The organism is Weeksella sp. HMSC059D05, from assembly GCF_001809725.1.
Classification (GTDB): domain Bacteria; phylum Bacteroidota; class Bacteroidia; order Flavobacteriales; family Weeksellaceae; genus Weeksella; species Weeksella virosa.
Genome location: NZ_KV798518.1, coordinates 1 through 18,248, shown reverse-complemented (window position 1 = coordinate 18,248; position 18,248 = coordinate 1). Strand labels below are relative to the sequence as shown.

Annotated in this window: 15 protein-coding genes; 5 read left to right on the top strand and 10 right to left on the bottom strand. The window is 36.0% G+C overall.

All coding sequences use genetic code 11. The annotated features are described in order from the left end of the window. Positions 1–120 precede the first annotated feature (120 nt). Positions 121–1,140 (top strand): glutaminyl-peptide cyclotransferase, encoded by a 1,020-nt coding sequence (locus HMPREF2660_RS00955; RefSeq protein ID WP_013597900.1) that lies wholly within the window; start codon positions 121–123, stop codon positions 1,138–1,140. 48 nt (positions 1,141–1,188) lie between these two features. Here HMPREF2660_RS00955 and HMPREF2660_RS00950 read toward each other — a convergent pair whose 3' ends face one another. Further along, positions 1,189–1,692 carry a DUF2480 family protein gene (locus HMPREF2660_RS00950; protein WP_013597899.1) on the bottom strand — a complete coding sequence of 168 codons (504 nt, stop codon included), beginning with the start codon at positions 1,690–1,692 and terminating at the stop codon, positions 1,189–1,191. A gap of 90 nt (positions 1,693–1,782) precedes the next feature. On the opposite strand from HMPREF2660_RS00950, the gene lpxB reads away from it, so the two are divergent. After that, complete coding sequence (gene lpxB, locus HMPREF2660_RS00945; protein WP_070485266.1) at positions 1,783–2,910, top strand: lipid-A-disaccharide synthase; 1,128 nt, start codon at positions 1,783–1,785, stop codon at positions 2,908–2,910. 25 nt (positions 2,911–2,935) lie between these two features. Here lpxB and HMPREF2660_RS00940 read toward each other — a convergent pair whose 3' ends face one another. Continuing rightward, on the bottom strand, positions 2,936–3,364 hold the full coding sequence (locus HMPREF2660_RS00940) for a DUF2141 domain-containing protein (RefSeq protein WP_013597897.1): 429 nt from the start codon (positions 3,362–3,364) through the stop codon (positions 2,936–2,938). Between the two features lie 57 nt (positions 3,365–3,421). Between HMPREF2660_RS00940 and HMPREF2660_RS00935 the strand changes: the two genes are divergently transcribed. After that, positions 3,422–5,425: a ComEC/Rec2 family competence protein gene (locus tag HMPREF2660_RS00935; protein WP_070485264.1), complete on the top strand. Its 2,004-nt coding sequence runs from the start codon at positions 3,422–3,424 to the stop codon at positions 5,423–5,425. Here the strand turns inward: HMPREF2660_RS00935 and HMPREF2660_RS00930 are convergent. From HMPREF2660_RS00930 to HMPREF2660_RS00910, 5 genes are all read right to left on the bottom strand, one after another. Next, the gene (locus HMPREF2660_RS00930; RefSeq protein ID WP_013597895.1) at positions 5,409–5,858 is read right to left on the bottom strand and encodes a thioredoxin family protein; all 450 of its coding nucleotides are present in this window, start codon (positions 5,856–5,858) and stop codon (positions 5,409–5,411) included. The genes HMPREF2660_RS00935 and HMPREF2660_RS00930 overlap by 17 nt on opposite strands. An 11-nt stretch (positions 5,859–5,869) precedes the next feature. After that, positions 5,870–7,624, bottom strand: a complete 1,755-nt coding sequence (locus HMPREF2660_RS00925; protein WP_013597894.1) for a peptide MFS transporter — start codon at positions 7,622–7,624, stop codon at positions 5,870–5,872. Between the two features lie 111 nt (positions 7,625–7,735). Next, complete coding sequence (locus HMPREF2660_RS00920) at positions 7,736–9,385, bottom strand: MFS transporter (protein WP_013597893.1); 1,650 nt, start codon at positions 9,383–9,385, stop codon at positions 7,736–7,738. Positions 9,386–9,479: 94 nt separating this feature from the next. Further along, positions 9,480–11,066 (bottom strand): peptide MFS transporter, encoded by a 1,587-nt coding sequence (locus HMPREF2660_RS00915; RefSeq protein ID WP_083299036.1) that lies wholly within the window; start codon positions 11,064–11,066, stop codon positions 9,480–9,482. 106 nt (positions 11,067–11,172) lie between these two features. Beyond that, positions 11,173–13,332 (bottom strand): S9 family peptidase, encoded by a 2,160-nt coding sequence (locus HMPREF2660_RS00910; protein WP_083299035.1) that lies wholly within the window; start codon positions 13,330–13,332, stop codon positions 11,173–11,175. 143 nt (positions 13,333–13,475) lie between these two features. Between HMPREF2660_RS00910 and HMPREF2660_RS00905 the strand changes: the two genes are divergently transcribed. Both HMPREF2660_RS00905 and HMPREF2660_RS00900 read left to right on the top strand, forming a co-directional pair. Then, positions 13,476–14,852 (top strand): hydroxymethylglutaryl-CoA reductase, degradative, encoded by a 1,377-nt coding sequence (locus HMPREF2660_RS00905; protein WP_255356388.1) that lies wholly within the window; start codon positions 13,476–13,478, stop codon positions 14,850–14,852. 91 nt (positions 14,853–14,943) lie between these two features. Next, positions 14,944–15,432, top strand: a complete 489-nt coding sequence (locus HMPREF2660_RS00900; RefSeq protein ID WP_013597889.1) for a YkgJ family cysteine cluster protein — start codon at positions 14,944–14,946, stop codon at positions 15,430–15,432. Between the two features lie 363 nt (positions 15,433–15,795). Here the strand turns inward: HMPREF2660_RS00900 and HMPREF2660_RS00890 are convergent, their stop codons facing one another. Genes HMPREF2660_RS00890 through HMPREF2660_RS00880 form a run of 3 tightly spaced genes read right to left on the bottom strand, consistent with a single transcriptional unit; the run spans position 15,796 to position 18,089 of the window. Then, entirely contained in the window at positions 15,796–16,851 is a 1,056-nt protein-coding gene (locus HMPREF2660_RS00890; protein ID WP_013597887.1) for a hypothetical protein, read from the bottom strand. Between the two features lie 40 nt (positions 16,852–16,891). Beyond that, positions 16,892–17,539 carry a hypothetical protein gene (locus tag HMPREF2660_RS00885; protein ID WP_070485258.1) on the bottom strand — a complete coding sequence of 216 codons (648 nt, stop codon included), beginning with the start codon at positions 17,537–17,539 and terminating at the stop codon, positions 16,892–16,894. After that, complete coding sequence (locus HMPREF2660_RS00880) at positions 17,526–18,089, bottom strand: RNA polymerase sigma factor (protein ID WP_070485255.1); 564 nt, start codon at positions 18,087–18,089, stop codon at positions 17,526–17,528. Before HMPREF2660_RS00880 ends, HMPREF2660_RS00885 begins: the two co-directional genes overlap by 14 nt. Positions 18,090–18,248: the final 159 nt, after the last annotated feature.

Genomic DNA, 18,248 nt, shown 5'->3' with positions numbered 1-18,248 from the left:
TATAAGCTCTATTACCTAAAATCCTATTAAAAATCATTACCCTACAAAAAGGAAATATCCTGTGAGAACAATTCAGTTTTAATAAAAAATCCTCATATTTGTTAGCAAATTATCCAAATCATGAAACGTTTTTATATCCTTTTCGGTTTGTTGGTACTGAGTGTTACCGCTTGTAAAGATGATGCATCGGTCAATAATCCATTAATCACGCAACAAGTTTCTGCTATAGAAGAAAAACATTATAAAATAGGAGATTCACTAGAGATTACATTAGAAGGATTGACTAATATTACTGAGGTGAAGGTAGAAATAGACGGAAAAGATTTTCCTAATCCGGGTAAAATAACCTTAGAAAATGTAGGTTTAGGTCAACATAATGTGAATGTAAAGTTTTTTAATGGTTCGGAGTTAACAGCTACACGCGAATTTAATATCCTAGTTTTCGCAGATCATCCGGCGCAAGAATGGCAATACAATTTAGTGAATACGTATCCACACAACCCTGCTGATTTTACACAAGGGTTTTATTATAAAGATGGCTTTATTTTCGAAGGAACCGGCCTTACCGGACAATCGAGATTAGTGAAATATCGGTTGGGGAGTACAACTGAAGAATTAACGGGAGAAGTAGAGAAAACCTCTTTTGGAGAAGGAATTACTGAATTAAATGGTGTGATATATCAACTTACTTGGCAAAATCGATTGATATATGAATATGATCAGAATTTCGAGCTAATAAGAAAAATTACGATGCCAGGTGAAATTAGAGAAGGCTGGGGGATAACCACCATGGGGCAAGAATTGGTCATTACCGATGGATCACAAAAGATCCATTTCTTTGATAAAGATTTTAATTATAAAAGAACAATACAAGCAGTAGATGATAAACAAGCCTATAGTAATCTCAATGAATTAGAATACCATAACGGTTTGTTGTATATCAACATTTACCAACAAAATATTATTGTAGCGGTTGATCCTGCTAGTGGAGCTGTAGTTGGTAAAATGAATTTAGAAGCTTTTAAAGCTGAGCAAGCAGCAGATGCAGATGTTCTGAATGGTATCGCCTTCAAAGGAGAAAATATGTTGGTTACTGGTAAACTCTGGAACAAAATCTACGAAGTGAGCATCAAAAGATAAAAGTTTTAATCGTATCCATGAAAAAAAAAGTGGCTTTTGCCACTTTTTTTATTTCTTTTTGTACAAAGGAACCGTACTGCATGCCTCACCAAACATCAATGATTTTGCAATCGGCTGCAATCGATTAATCAACTCTATGTAAGCGTTCTCTGGAACAGGCTTGTGGCTACATCCTTTGATGATAATTCGCTGATCTACATAAGGTTCTATGTCTAGGTTTTCTATTATATCATGATAGAGAATCAAATCCATCTCATGGAAATCTCCAAAAACTACTTTTTTTGCAATCGGTTGCAAATAGGTTGTAATCAGCATATAAGCCCAAGACGGAACGATGGCGTCTACCGTACAATTTATTGCGACCAAGCAATTTTCATACTGCGTCCAATCATGGTTTTTTAGATTTTCTCTAAAATCTTTTTCTTTTAAGATAAGCTCTTCAAATAGCCAATCTTTTAAATCAAAAAGCACGCGTTTATCGGTAGGATACCATTCTTCTAAATCGATATTTACCAATCCGCTTTTTGCTACTTTATTGACAATTTCATCCATACAAAAAAAATATCTTACACAAATTTACGCATAAATTGACAAAATTGCCCCGAAGGTTATTGTATCTTTGTTTGTCTAAAAAAAATACGAGTGAAATATTATCTTATTTCGGGAGAAGCGTCTGGCGATTTACATGGTTCTAATTTGATGAAAGCACTGAAAACCTTAGACTCAGAAGCCGAATTTCGGTTTTGGGGAGGTGACTTGATGAAAGAAGTTGGCGGTACTTGTGTAAAACACTACAAAGAACTTGCTTTTATGGGGTTTGTTGAGGTGATTATGAATTTGCGTACAATTCTAAGGAATATAGAATTCGCCAAAAAAGATATTGAAGAATATAAACCAGATGCAGTGATTTTGATAGATTATCCAGGTTTTAATCTTCGGGTAGCCAAATTCATCAAACAGCTAGGAATTAAGGTATACTATTATATTTCTCCGCAAATTTGGGCTTGGAAAACAGGACGGGTTCATCAGATAAAAAAAGTAGTTGATCGGATGTTTGTCATCCTACCGTTTGAAAAAGATTTCTACCGAAAATATGAAATGGAAGTAGATTTTGTTGGACATCCATTATTGGATGCATTAGAAACCAGAGAATTTTTGTCTAAAGACAATTTTCTGCAAAAATATCAGCTAGACAATCGGACAATTATTGCACTTTTACCTGGTAGTCGCAATCAAGAAATTAAAGTCAAATTACCGATTATGCTTTCGGTGATGTCCGACTTCCCAGACTATCAATTTGTGATTGCAGGTGCGCCTTCACAAACCATAGATTATTACAAGAGATTTATGCATCAATATAGTGTAAAGGTAATAAATAATGATACTTATAACCTGCTCAATAATTCAGTAGCTGCTCTAGTAACCTCGGGTACAGCAACCTTAGAAACCGCTTTACTCAATATCCCAGAAGTGGTTTGTTACAGAGGTAGTAGAATTTCTTACGAGATCGGGAAAAGATTGGTGAAGCATATTTCTTATATTTCGTTGGTGAATTTGATTATGGATAAAGAAGTGGTGAAGGAATTGATCCAGCAAGAGTTAACCCACCAAAATTTACGAACAGAACTGCAAAAAATACTCACCGAACCGTATCGCTCACAAGTTGTTGAGGATTACCGAAAATTACGCGAAAAACTTGGAGGAGAAGGTGCTTCTATGCGAACTGCCAAACATATTGTAGACGATTTGCGCGCGAAGGATTTTCGATAGAATGAGCTAAAAGTGCGTTGAAAAATTATTTTAATTTCATGGTAATTTCGCGGTTGCTATCATCAATCAAAATCTTTGCCTCTTCAAAGGTTGGCTCTCTGAAATAGGGTTTTGTATTACCAGAAAATGCATAGGGCTCTTTACGAATTCCGATCCAGGTTTTGTCTAAAACTTTGTTATGGTTAGTGTCTAAAAACACCTTGATGGCATAGTAATTATTCGGAAAATCTTTAATGCTCAACTGGTATTTTTCTTTATCTTCTACCCGAATATAAAACGATTTATAAGCATTTATTCCACGTGTATAATTTTCTACATTTCTATAAATATCAATCTTAAGGAAACCATCAACACCCTTCAGGTTTTCGATATTGAGGGTAAATTCTTTAGGTTGTGTTTGAGCAAAAACCAATGAACAGAATAGAAATGTAAAGAAACTAATTATTTTTTTCATTTTGATATATGTTTGAAAATTAGTAAATTAACAAGGGTAATCGTTACTGATATCTATATGAAAAATCATTTGTTTGCCTTTATTCTTTGTGCTTTTGCGTTGGGAATTGTAGCGCAAATGTATTTCTCATGGTCGAATAATGGTCTTTATTTTTTGCCGATTATCCTTTTCTGTATTCTAATTTTCGTGTACAAAAATACAGCAATTTTTATTAATACACTGCTAATATTCTTTTTCTCGTTTGGTATTGCCCTGAAATTTCATGCCGATAATCAACTGAAAATCATTGAGGAGCCGATAACAGAAACAGCCTATTTAGTGTCGGTTGAGCGAAGCTTCAAGTCGAGTGAAAAGTATAAAAAATATCAAGCAAAAATTATTTATCCAGATCATTTTTCATCATATCAGATCCTTGTTTATCTCCCGAAAGATACCATAAATTATCATCCGAATGACCAGCTCATTGTCTATGGAAAGCTTTTACCGTTACCCAAAAAACTTAATCCATATCAGTTTGATTATGGTGCTTTTTTAGCGAATAAAGGGATTTCGGCTCAGTTTTTCGCTAAATTTTCTACACTCAGAAAAGAAGGTAAAGGCTTTTATAATGCTGTTTCTAAATCGAAAATTCATTTGTTAGAACAACTTAAAAAACATCATTTTAGTACAGAAGCTATTGGGCTGATTGGCGCCATGTTGCTAGGGACTCACTCAGAGCTAGATCAAGAAATCTATCAATCGTACGTTAACACGGGCGTTGTTCATATTTTGGCAATTTCTGGCTTACATGTTATGATGCTTTTTGGTACGCTGATGTGGTTGACAAAAAGCTTCCTTCATTTATCTCACGGAAAAGCAATACGTATCCTTTTCTGTTTGTTGTTTATTTGGCTATATGCTTTTTACGTAGAATTGAGACCTCCTGTTTTTCGGGCTTCACTGATGATTACCCTTTTCTATTTTGCCACCCTGCTCAAGCGCAAACCGTATATCTTCCATACTTTGGCATTAAGTGCATTTGTCATCCTGATTGTTAGGCCAAACGACTTGTTCGATATTGGTTTTCGGCTAAGTTTTTCTGCTGTATTTTTTATTGTTTGGTTGAATGATATTACCATGAAATGGGTAAGAAGAGGGTCGTTTATCTCTCAAAGTTTCAAAGGATTATTAACGACAAGTACTGCAGCACAATTGGGTACCATGCCTTTTGCAAGCTTATATTTCAATCAATTTTCGTGGTTGTTTTTGTTTGGGAATATTGTTTTGATTCCTGCTGCTTATTTAATGATGATTCTTGGATTACTCAGTATTCTTTTGGTAGGTATAGATTTTGTACCCACTTTTATTGTCGAAGTGAATAATTTTTTTATCAACACGATTAATACTTATATTGGCTGGTTGGCAACCTGGGACAAGTTAGTTTGGCGAAATCTCTACATCAGCCCGTTCACTTCTTTTTTGTTAATCGTAGCCTTGGTGTGTTTGCGCTTTGTATTTGTGCAACAGTCGAAAATAGCACTCATTGTTCTGCTCATTGCTTTAACAGGAAATTTGTCGCATCGTTTGGTTGATATCTATCGAAAAGATAAAATAAATGAATTGATTGTTTATCAGCATTATCGAGAAAGTACAATTTCGGTGAAAAAAAGGAATAACTTGGTCGTTTTTAGTACAGCTTTTGCCGACAGTTCTCAGTGGAAAAAGTTTATTATAGAGCCCTATGCCAACCATCAACGTATCAAAAATATTTATTATTTAGATTGGGCAACAAATTTTCGGTTAGAGGATATTCAGAAAAATGATCAGGAAATAATTGTTGGAAGTTCTACATTGAGTTGGCAAAAATTAAACGATCTTGCAATTCACTCCGCCGACTATTATTTGATTAGAAATAACCAAGAAATGGGTGAGAATTTAGGGCAACTTACGAGCAAGAAGATAGTTGCAGATGGAAGCAACTTGGCGAATGTTTTGGATAATATAGAAGTAGAATTGATCAAAAATAAAAACGAGCCGATTTGGAATACGGCTCGTGATGGATATTTTAGACTGGGTTTTTGAGGCGATTAATAAAATCTGTTGGTTTCATATAGCCCATTAAAAAGTTTTGAGTTTGGCCTTCTTTGTTTACCACAACTATTCCTGGATAACTTACTCTGCCGTTGAGAAAGAAGAAAGCTAAACTGTTAACTCTCCCTTTTGGGATGTACGAATAGTTGTATCCTAAAAAGTTAATCTTCTCATCCGATTCCCCATTAAATTTCACGGGAATATAAGTCGAATTGATATAATCAACCGTTTCTGAATCGACAAAAGTTTCTGTATTCATTTTTTTACAGAAACCACACCAATCTGCATAGATGTAGAGTAAAATCGGTTTTTCTGGATTTTTTTTACTCAACTCGTTTGCTTCCTGGAAAGATTTCCAATTTATGCTTTGTGCTTGGCTAATGCTTCCCCATACCAAAAGGGCTAAAACTGCAATTGTTCTCATACTACATTGGTTTATTTGATGCCGTGCATCAATTTTTTTATTAATGGATTGAGAGCCATGACCAACAATCCAGCTACGATTGGCACCACTGTAAAGATAAGGAAGAATGTTGATAGAGAATATTCTTTGGTAATATTTTCGATTTGCCCTCCTAACAAAGCTGCTAATTTATTTCCGATTGCTACTGCTAGATACCACATTCCGAACATGAAAGCAATCATTCTTGGTGGTACTAATTTCGACACATACGATAATCCTACCGGAGACAAGCACAGTTCTCCCAAGGTGTGGAATAGGTAAGCTACGACAAGGAACATGAAACTAATTTTCACGCCTTCTGCAACTCCATTCGTACCGATATATAAGGTTCCAAATCCTAATGCCATGATAATTAATCCCATACCATATTTTACGGTTGCAGGTGGATTATATTTAGAATCCCAAATTTTCGAAACAAAAGATGCTAAAGTAATGATGAAAAAAGAATTCAGCGTACTGAAGAAAGAAACCGTAATTTCTGAAGTTTCTGATTGTAACTCACGGTTCAGCATCCAAATTGCTACACCCCAAATTCCTAAGAAACAAATTGCTAAAACGATATTAGAGAAAGGTATAACCGTCCATGTTTTGATTTTCAGTTGTACCAAAACATAGGTTATGATGATTAGTGGAATAATCGTTAGACAAATATTTACAATATCGAAAATAGTTTTTGTATTTCCTTCTAAAGAGCGATCGATATTGTCACGAGCAAAGATTACTAAAGAAGAAGCTCCTTGCTCGAAAGACATCCAAAAGAATACTACAAAAATAGCAAAGATAATTACGGCAATCATCCGATCTCTAACGATTTTGGTGTATTTTGCTAGACGTTTGATTACAACAAAAAAGAAAAGTACCAAGGCCAAAAGTGCCACTACATTTTGTCCGGCAACTTTACCTATCGACATAGCATGGAATAAGTCTATTCCGGCTATTTCTCGTAAAGGGTCACTAAAAGCATATCCTAAACCACATACTGTCATAATCGCAATCAGGATGATTTCTATGGTTGTAAAAGGGTTTGGTTTCTCGTCTTCCCCATATAGAGGAGTATTGTCTTTGTTTTCTTCTTTATTTTTAGAAGGTACTTCACCGATATGGCCAAAAAGAGGTTTTGCAAGCCAGAATTGTAACGTACCTAGGAGCATAAAGATTCCGGCTAATCCGAAGCCCCAGTGCCAGCCAACTTTTTCTGCCAAGTATCCGCACAGCATCATACCAAAAAACGCACCTGCATTTACACCCATGTAAAAAATGGTGTAGGCTCCGTCTTTTTTTTCTGGGAAATTTTTGTACATTTCTGATAAGATAGATGTCATATTGGGTTTGAAGAAACCTGTACCAATGACTAAACATGCAAGCCCGAGATAGAGAAAATTAATTCCTTCGAAAGCCATGAAAGCGTGTCCGAGTGTCATGATGATTGACCCTACGACTACTGCCCAACGATAACCAATATATTTATCGGCTATTATTCCACCAAAAATAGGGGTAATATAGAGCAACATAGCATAAGTACCATAAAGAGCTGTGGCACTTTCTATAGACCAGCCATGGCCAGGATTAGATCCTATAACAGCTGCAGTTAAAAATTGTATTAATAAAACACGCATTCCGTAAAAAGAGAAGCGTTCCCACATTTCCGTAAAGAAAAGGACAAATAAGCCTGAGGGATGACCAAGAACATTCGAGTCGAAAAAGTTCTGTTTTTTAGCAACATTCATTTTATTCGTTCTATTTTATTTTGAATGCTCGAAAATAGGAAGATTTTTTGTAAAAAAAATAACTCATATGAAAAACATGTGAGTTATTTGTCGAATATTAATAAATTCTGTTTATTTTTTAGTTGTTAATTGCCTATTTTTTTCGGCTGGTTTAATGACTAAGCGATCGTAGATAGTTAAAGATATTACCGAGAATAATCCTATCCCAAAAATAACCATCCAAATTTTATTGGGTTGATATGTCGTCCACAACATTTCGACTACTTGCCAATGATCCATACCTAGTTTTTGTTCTGCCAGGGTAAAATAATCGTTTTTAGAGAAAGGCAATTGTAAGTGACTTACATCGATACCTTTTTGCAAACCAAATTCGTTAACTTTTTGTCCGATAGAAATCCAATCCAAATTATTTTCCTTGATTCCGAAAGTATTTTCGAAGTCAGTAATAGACATATTGAGCGCTTTTGCTCCCGACTCTATATATTCTTCTTTACTCACGACATTGGGCATATCGATGTTGCGTTGTTTCATTTCTCGCTGTAGAAGAGAAAGTTTATCCGACCAAGCTTGGTAAAGATCTCCTGAGATAAATTTGGTAACAAAGTAGCTGGCTGCCACTGGGAGGAAATAGGTTCCTTGGTAAAGTCCTTCTTTTCCTTTTGGTGTAATCAAGGCAATGAAAGACGATAGCGTTGGGCTCGACATCATTTCACCGATTGCAAAAATCATTGTTCCTATAATTGTAAACCAAACATTGTGCGTGTAAAATGTTAGTCCAACACCAATAGAGGCTATAATTGCTCCACGAATCATAGCTTGTAAATGACTCATTTTGATAACCAAGAAAGAGATGCTTACTTGCAGCATGATAATCATAAACGAATCTATATTGGTAAACCATTCGGGTTTAACTTGTCCGTTCTCGGTAAAAGTGTTGGCTATACTAGGTAAATTGGCATTGATCCAATGGCTAATTACACTCGAATTTACCCAATCCTCGATAAAATTTGGCAATGTATTGAAGAGTTGATTGAACATTGTCCAGAAACCAATCATCAAGACTAAAAGAATGCTTAGTTTTTTATCTTTTAGGGCTAAGAAAATGTTCAAGACAGAATCTTTCAAAGCTTTCCCAATCGATTCTTTGGGTCTTTCAACTTTTGGTTCTTTATAAAAAAACAAAACTACTAAAAGATTGATTCCTATTACAATAGCTGCCTGTATAAAGATTAGCTTCCAGCCATAAGTTGTTCTTAGGTAGGATGACATAGACGGCCCAATAAAGCCCCCAATATTTACCATCATATAAAAAATCCCGAACCCCATAGTCCCGGTGACTTCGTTGGTGTTTCTAGCCACAATGGCCGAAGCTACAGGTTTGAAGAAAGCTGCTCCAACTGCTACCAATAAGAAAACCATATACACACTCCAGTATGAAGTAACTTCGCCAAGTAAATAATATCCGATAATCAAGATGATGTATGCAATAATTAGCGAGAGTTTGTAGCCAATTCTATCGGCAATAACTCCAAAAAACAGTGGAAGAAAGTAGAGAATTCCTACAATATTTCCCATGATGCTACCTTTTTGGATGTGATTAAATCCTAAAGCTCCATCGTCTGTTGATCCTACCAAGTATAAACCAAAAAGGGTGTAGATTCCGTACCAAGCCCAACGCTCCATAAGTTCCATGAAGCTTGCTGTCCAGAAGTTTTTATTGAAAGATCCTAAGGTTCCCCAAATAGTTTTTTTTTCTTCCATATTGTTTTGATGTTAATGTTGCCAAATTAAGTGATATTTTTCCGATTATACATAAAAGCCTCTACTAGGGAGGCTTTTATGAGAAGTGTTTTGATTAGTTAATCCCGTGCATCATGCGTTTTAGCATTGGGTTGAGTAATACCAATATCAAGGCGGTAATAGCTGGTACGATAGCAAAAATCATAAAGAAAAATGACATCGAATACTCAGCCGTAATTTTATCAATTGTCGATCCTAATAGTCCTGCGATGAAATTAGCGATAGCCGAAGCTCCGAACCAACATCCGAACAATAGACCAAGTAGTTTTTTGGGCGATAGTTTCGATACATACGATAATCCTACAGGTGATAAACACAATTCTCCAGAGGTGTGGAAGAAGTAGGCAACGATTAACCAAAGCATACTAACAGAAGCTGTTTTAGCTCCTTGCGGAATAGACATCGATCCGTAGGCTAAAATCGCAAAACCAAGTCCTACCAGTAGAAGTCCCAAGGCAAATTTTATTGGGCCAGAAGGATTCCAAACCTTTTCCCAGAACTTTCCAAAGCTTGATGCCAAGGTGATAATAAATAAAGAGTTTAGGATTTGGAACCACGATGCAGCAACTTCGGTTTGTTCAGCACCGAACTCTTTCCAGATTTTCCATAAACCTAGTGCCCAAATTATGGCGAAAGAAATACCTGTAAATATAATGGTTAGTGGGTATTCTTTGTAAATTTTCTTAGCTAATGCACTCAATACAACGGTTACTATAGCAATCGGTAAGATGGTGAGAATTGCATCGACCCATTTGAAGGTGGTTGCAGCATGTCCATCGAGTACGCGTTGTGTGTAATCTTTGGCGAAGATAGACATAGAACCTCCGGCTTGCTCAAATGCAAGGAAGAAAACGATACTTGCCAACATGAGTACTACGATTACAATTAATCGATCACGTACAACATTTGCTGGTGTAGGGATTTCTACTTCTTCTTCATGATTAGCTACTTTTTGTTCCTGGAATTTTTTTACTTCGGCAGGTGATTCGCCGGTGATTCCGAATATTTTTTGGCCAAAGTAGAATTGCATCATACCAAAAAACATAAAAACACCTGCTAAACCAAATCCGTAATGCCATCCAACTTTTTCACCGATATACCCACAAAGCATCATTCCGATGAAAGCTCCGGCGTTGATTCCCATGTAGAATATAGTGTAACCGGCATCTTTTTTCGGGCTATTGTCTGGGTATAAGTTCCCGACCATAGATGAAATATTTGGCTTGAATAGCCCGTTACCTAAAATCATCAATGCTAAACCGATATAGAAAAAGGTGTTGGCTACGCCTTCGAGGGCCATCGAAGCATGCCCTAGGGTCATAATCAGTGCACCAAGTAAGATAGCTTTTTTAGCACCGGTTAATCGGTCTGCAATCATACCACCAATCAATGGGGTAAGATAAACAAGACCTGTGTACCAGCCGTAGAGATGCATTGCGTCTTCACGCATCCACTCCCATCCACCTTCTGCAATAGTGCTAATGAGAAAAAGGGTGAGTAAAGCCCGCATCCCGTAATAACTAAATCGCTCCCACATTTCGGTGAAGAACAATACAAATAAACCTGCTGGGTGACCATTGACCATTTTTTCGTCCATTCCCAATTTGTGTAGATGGCTAATTAAATTCTTATCCTCATTCATTATATTAAATTTATATTATTGATTTTTATTTTTTGTTTCGAAAACTATTGTGGATTAATGGGTTAAAGCTTTTTTCTGGGTGAGAATTAGTTTTTATGCAATGAGCTTATAAGTTTTCGAGGATATAGTTGGTCATCATATCGTATAGTTGTATACGCGTTTTTCCACCATAAATTCCGTGGTTTTTATCGGTATAAATATGCATACTAAACTGTTTGTTGGCTTGAGTCAATGCTTCTGCTAGTTCGTATGTATTTTGTACATGAACATTGTCGTCGGCCGTTCCATGCACCAAAAGCAAGTTTCCTTTCAAGAATTTATCCACATGATTTATTGGCGAGTTATCATCATAACCACTGGTGTTTTCTTGTGGAGTTCTCATAAATCGTTCTGTATACACTGTGTCGTAAAATCGCCAATTGGTTACCGGAGCAACTGCAATAGCCATCCTGAAGGTGTCGTTACCCTTGAACAATACATTCGATGCCATAAAACCACCATAACTCCAACCCCAAATTCCGATACGCGAAGCGTCTATATAGGGTAATTTTGCCAAAGCTTGTGCGGCTGCAATCTGGTCTTCTACCTCGTATTTCCCTAGTTGTAAATAGGTTTGTTTTTTAAACTTCGCACCTCTGAAACCAGTACCACGCCCATCTACAGCTACAACCAAATAACCTTTCTGTGCCAAAAGCATGTGCCATTGATCATTTGCGTTGTGCCATGTATTTGCGATTGTCTGAGAGCCTGGTCCACTGTATTGATACATTAGTACAGGGTATTTTTTGGTAGGATCGAAATCTTTTGGTTTTATGATATATGCATTGAGATCTTGTCCATTAGCCGCTGTCAAAGTAAAAAGTTCTTTGCTACCGGCATTGTCTGTTGCATATACATTTTTTATAGATGAGTTGTCGATTATCGTTCCTAAATTTTTTCCACTCTTAGTCTCGATAAGACTGATGATTTTTGGTTGATTAACCGATGAAAATGTTTGAATGAAATAACGATAGTCTGCACTGAAACGAGCCGAGTTTGTCCCAACCTCTTTCGAAAGCATTTTGAGATTTTTACCGTTCATCTCAATCGAATAAATTTGTCTTTCGGTAGAAGTTCTTTTTCCGTTAAATGCATTTGCCTGAAAATACAAAGTTTTGCTTTTTTCATCAAAACCATAAAAATCTGTCACTTCCCAATCTCCTTTGGTAATTTGATTGATGAGTTTTCCTTTGGCATTATACCAATAATAATGACGATTTCCGTCGCGCTCAGAAGCCCAAATAAAAGAATTGTCGGGCAAAAATTCTAAGTCGAGCTGATCGGTTTCTATCCATGCATTATCGGTTTCGGTAAATAATTTTTGGATTTTATTGTCTTTTAGCGAATACAGCGAAATATCGACTTTGTTCTGATGACGATTACTGCTCACCACCGAAAGTACATCCTTTTGAGGAGTAAATTTTATTTTTGGGAGATAATAATTTTCTACCGAAGAAAGATCAACAGTCGTTATTTTTTTATCGGCTAAATGATACACATGCAAACTCGCTAATGAATTATCTTCTCCTGCTTTTGGGTATTTGAATCGCATTTCTTTCGGATACAAATTGTTGTAATAAATCGGTAAGGAAACTTCTTTCACTTTTTGCTCATCCAAACGAACAAAAGCCAAAGCAGAAGCGTCACTATTCCAATCGAAATTGCGAACAAAGCCAAATTCTTCTTCCCAAACCCAATCATTTATCCCGTTGATAATTTTATTTTTTTCTCCGTCTTGTGTAACTTGAGTCGTTTGTAAATTATCTAGATTCTGGTAGTATAAATTATTTTCGTACACAAAAGCAATCTTGCTGTTGTCGGGCGATAAAAGTGGCTCTTGAATGGGTTTACCACCAAAAACTTTTACTTTTTTCTTGTTTTGTTTATCATACACCTCGAACGTAGCAGTAAACGATCTTCGGTAAATTGGCTTCGTATTGCTTTGTAAAAGAATGTATCTTTCGTCCTTAGAATAAGTGTAGTTATCGTATTTTCCCGTAATTTCATAGCTCGCAGTAGAGTTGTTTGCCACTTTTGTGTAAGCATTTTTTAGGATTCCTTGCGACGTTAACGTGGTGTAATCTTCACCGTTTTGCATGGGTAAAATGTTGTATAATCCTTTCTCAGAGTATCGACCAGTGTAGATTTTGTCTACAGTAATTGTTTGTCCGTAAGCATATAAGCCGGCAGGAATGAAACAAAATATGGTCAGAATATTTTTCATCATTTGTCTTAGAAAATTCTTTAGAAACTATCAAATATATAAAAATATCATGGATATCATAGTTTAATGTTCTAATTTTAGCATTGGATTTGAATAGAATAATAAGTCTTCATAGTTTTGATCTAATTGAAAGAGACTTCTTATTTTTGCATAAAAAAAACACCTTTATGAACAAACAACCGATCGAAGGCTTCTCGAAGCTTTCTAAAGAAGGAAAGATAGAATGGTTGGTAAACGAATTTCTACAAGGAGAAAAGAAAGCCATCGAAACTCTTAAGCAATACTGGAATACAGACGAAGCTTTGCAACAATTGCACGACGAGTTTTCGGAAAATACCGTTTCTAATTTTTATATGCCTTTCGGTCTTGCTCCTAATTTTCTTGTCAATAATCGACTGTATACAATTCCTATGGCGATTGAAGAGTCTTCTGTCGTTGCTGCTGCCTCAAAAGCGGCTAAGTTTTGGTTGAATCGTGGCGGATTCAAAACAGAGGTTTTATCGACCACTAAATTAGGACATGTACATTTTATGTTCACAGGAAATAAAGAAAAATTAACGTCCTTTTTCGAAAAACATTTGCGAGAAAAACTAATCGAAGAAACCAACGAGATTACCCACAATATGCGCGCTCGTGGAGGGGGAATTATGTCGATAGAACTTGTTGATAAAACAGATGAGTTAGAAGATTATTTCCAACTCAAAGCATCATTCGAAACGGTAGATTCGATGGGCGCTAACTTCATCAATTCGTGTTTAGAACAATTTGCTAAAACCATGGAAAACGAAATGGCTATGGCAACCGAATTTACTGCCGAAGAAAAAGATTCTCTACAAGTTGTGATGTGTATTTTATCGAATTATACACCCGATTGTATCGTACGTGCAGAGGTTTCTTGTGCGGTAGAAGAACTAAAAGACGGAAACGTTTTGGCCGAAGAGTTTGTTGAGAAATTTACCCGAGCAGTTCGCATTGCAGAAATAGAACCTTACCGTGCAACAACGCATAATAAAGGAATAATGAATGGTTGTGATGCAGTAGTGATTGCAACCGGAAACGATTTCCGAGCGGTGGAAGCTTGTGCGCATACATACGCTGCGAAAGATGGTAAATATTCGTCGTTGACGCATTGCGAAGTGAAAGATGGAATTTTTAGGTTTTGGATCGATTTGCCTATAGCTGTTGGCACAATTGGTGGATTAACTTCTTTGCATCCGTTGGTGAAATTAGCGTTGGATATTTTAGGTAAACCAAATGCCAAAGAATTGATGGGCTTTATTGCAGTTGCAGGTTTGGCTCAGAATTTTGGTGCACTACGCTCGTTAGTCACAACAGGAATCCAAAAAGGACACATGAAAATGCATTTGATGAATATCTTGAATCAATTAGAGGCAACTGAAGAAGAGAAGCATTATTTTGTGAATTATTTCAAAGATAAGACAGTTTCTCACCATGCGGTGATCAATGAGTTTTGTAGATTGAGAGGAGTAAATCATCCTAATGAAATAAAAAAAGCGAACTAATCATTCTAGTAAAATTAAATAATTATAAAAGAGCATAACTGTTGGAAATTCTCCAGATGATAGGAGGGGATGAACCGATTGAGATTATTGCATGAATTTAGAAGAATACTACCAGAAAGCACGTCAGAAGCAGGCAGAACACAAAGCTTTTTTAGCAAAGCTAAAAAAGAAGCCACCCAAGAATTTGGATCAGCAGATGCAAAATATACATGATGAAGTTTTCGATCGGATAGATTGTTTGTCTTGTGCAAATTGTTGCAAAACGACCGGACCGCTTTTTACCCAAAAAGATATCGAACGTTTGGCAAAAGTTTTTCGAATGAAACCAAGTCTGTTCATCGAGAAATATCTTAGAATAGATGAGGATAATGATTATGTGTTACAACAATTGCCTTGTCCGTTTTTAGATTCAGAAAACTATTGTTTGGTGTACGAAGATCGACCGAAAGCGTGTAAAGAATATCCGCATACAGACCGTAAGAAGTTTCATCAAATCAATCATTTAACCCTCAAAAACAATTTGATTTGTCCAGCAACTTACGAAGTTGTTGAACAAATGATGAAAGAGATGAAGGTTTAAAAAAAATAATCAAAAAAATAACATTTTAGATGAATATACTCGTTTTTGTATTCTTGCTTCTCCCAGTGCTATACCAGCTTTTTATGGGATTTCGAGCCAAAGAAAGGAAACAATTAAATTCGATTGGCCTACAAAGTGCTGTGATGCAAATTATAGGAACTGTGGTGGGGTGGATATTGTTCAATCAGATTGGTTCAGATTTCAAAACAATTGTCATTTACACTGGTTTTACATTCTTACTATGCATTGGGTCTGTGTTAATGGTTCAACATATATTGTTGATTATTAGAAATCAAAAAAAATAATAAAAAGCAAAAAAGTTCTTCAGAGATGAAGAACTTTTTTGATTAAAAACGAATTTTTCTAAAAACCGAAATTCAAACCAAATTGAAGCATTCTACGGTCATCGAAAGTATTATCTTTGAAATATGAACTGAAATCTTGACGAGCAAAAATATTAACCGAATTCAATGCAAGTGTTACTTGAGCTCCGTAAACAAAAGGATTTAGGTTGTAATTGGTGTCTTTATCTCGTTGTTTTATCAGATCGCTTTTCACGATATTATTGTTGGATATTTTCGCACCGCCGTAGAGATTAAATCCTACTGCAAGCCCTTTATTGATGTTTCGATATTGAAAATCATCACCAATCGCTTTCAATTTGCTAGTCATGTGGTATTTTACGCCAATAGGTACCATAAGGTAAGTGGCGCGTAATTTACTTTTGCTCAGCGATTCGGTCGAAGCTATTAAATCTACGTTTCCGTCCGCTTCTCTTGTTAGGTAGCGATTATCATCAAAACGGATTGTTCGCCAAGACATGACCAAACCTGTCAATAGTTCGAAAGGAGACGTTCGGTTGAATTGTCGATGATACACCAAGCCAGCTTCTAAGTTGCTCGAGAAGCCAAGATGTTGGTTGAGTTTTTCGTTGTCATTGTTGGCAAAACTCATAATTCCCCAAGACATATAACCGTTGAGTTCGTTTACCGAACGATATTTCTTTTTCAGATTAGAAATTGTTTTTTCGCTCAAAGGTTCTGTTTTTCCCATGATCGCATAATTCACTTGCTTTTTTATCACATCGTCCAAGTCAAATCCTAAAGAAGTAATTTTGGTATTGATTTGTTCTGCATAACGTTCGGCAATCGCCTTTTTTTCTTCGTCTGCTTGTGTTTCCGTGATTTTCTTTTCCGATAATTGCAGATTTACTTTTGCAATTTCTTCATCCATTTTTACTTTCTCTTTATTCACAATATCTTTGATTTGTGTAGAAAATACTTCGATTTCTTCTTTCACTTTCGGACTCACTTTTTCATCGTACACCTTTTCATTGTTCAGGTCAATCGAAATTCTTTGCGCATTTATTTGCATACCAAAAAGACACAGCATGCTCAGTACAATAAATTTTTTTATCATATTCTCGGGTTTATTTTTTTATTTATTAGTAATTTTTCTTTTATCGATTGAAGTTGTAAATCATGAATGCATTCCCGCTTTGTGTTGTGCTTTTTTCGATGTTTTGTTTATTTTCTATCGAATACAAAAGCATTTCTGGATCAACATAATTTTTCTTTTTTTCTTTCTGAGGATTCTCGCTAGACGATTGCTCACTCGACGAATGCGCCAAAAGTTTTTCTTGTTCTTTTCCGACTTCTATTTTGATGTTCGACGAATCTTTGCTTTGTTCATGTGACTCGGTGGTAGTCGAAAGCAATACTTCCTCTTCTGGTTTTTGTTTTAGATTCGGATGTGTGTTTTCTTTCGGCTCGCTTTTTTCAGTCGAACTGACAAAGTTTTCGGTAGGATGAAAAACTTGTTTTTCTGTAGGTTTTGTTTCGCTATTGTTGATGATTTCGTTTGTTTTCTTCTCTTGGGCAAGTTCCATCGGCTGGATTTCGGTTTGCTTATTCATCCAAAATAATCCAATCATCACTCCAAAAACAATTACCGCTGCTGCGCTCATCCAAACCATAGAGAAATTTTGGGTCGTTTTGGTAGAGTATTCCATTCTCGCTTCCAGTCGATTCCAAGCAGTTTTGCTGGGCTCAATGGTGCTTTCTTCTAGTTGCTTCTTTATATATAGGTCTAATTTATCCTTTTTCATGACGAATGTAGTTGAGGTGTGTGACGATTTCTTTTAGTTTCGCTTTCGCGCGATGTAGTTGGGTTTTGCTCGTGTTTACCGTGATGTTGAGTTGGTCTGCAATTTCTTGATGAGAATAATCCTCGAGCACATACAGATTAAAAACCAATCGATACGGATAATCCAGTTGTGCTAAAAGTTGATGAACATCAAACTCGAAAATTTCTTCATCATCTATGGTTTCACTGATCGGAGGCAAAAAACTTTCGTCCAAAAAAATAAACGTCTGATTGCTTCTTATAAAGGACAAACATTCGTTGACGATTATTTTCCTTATCCAACCTTCAAAACTTCCTTTCTCCTGAAACTGCTCGATTCTATTGAATACTTTGCAAAATCCATTCAACAAACAATCTTCTGCATAATGAAAATCACTGATGTACGCCTTGCAAATACTTAGCATTTTGGGCGAATACAAATCAAAAACCTCTTTCTGTGCTTTTGCACATCCGGTTTTCAGGCTTGCAACTTGTTTTGCTTCTTTATTATTATGTCGCTTCAGTAAATTCACGCTTTGTTGTTCTAATTATAAGATGCAAGAGGTAACTAAAGGTTACAAAGAAATTGTAAAAACTTTTCGAGATAGGATGAAATAGGGTTTAGTTAGAAATATTTCAGGATGTAAGTATTTGATATTTAGGTAATATGAATAAAACTTTAAAAAAAGGTT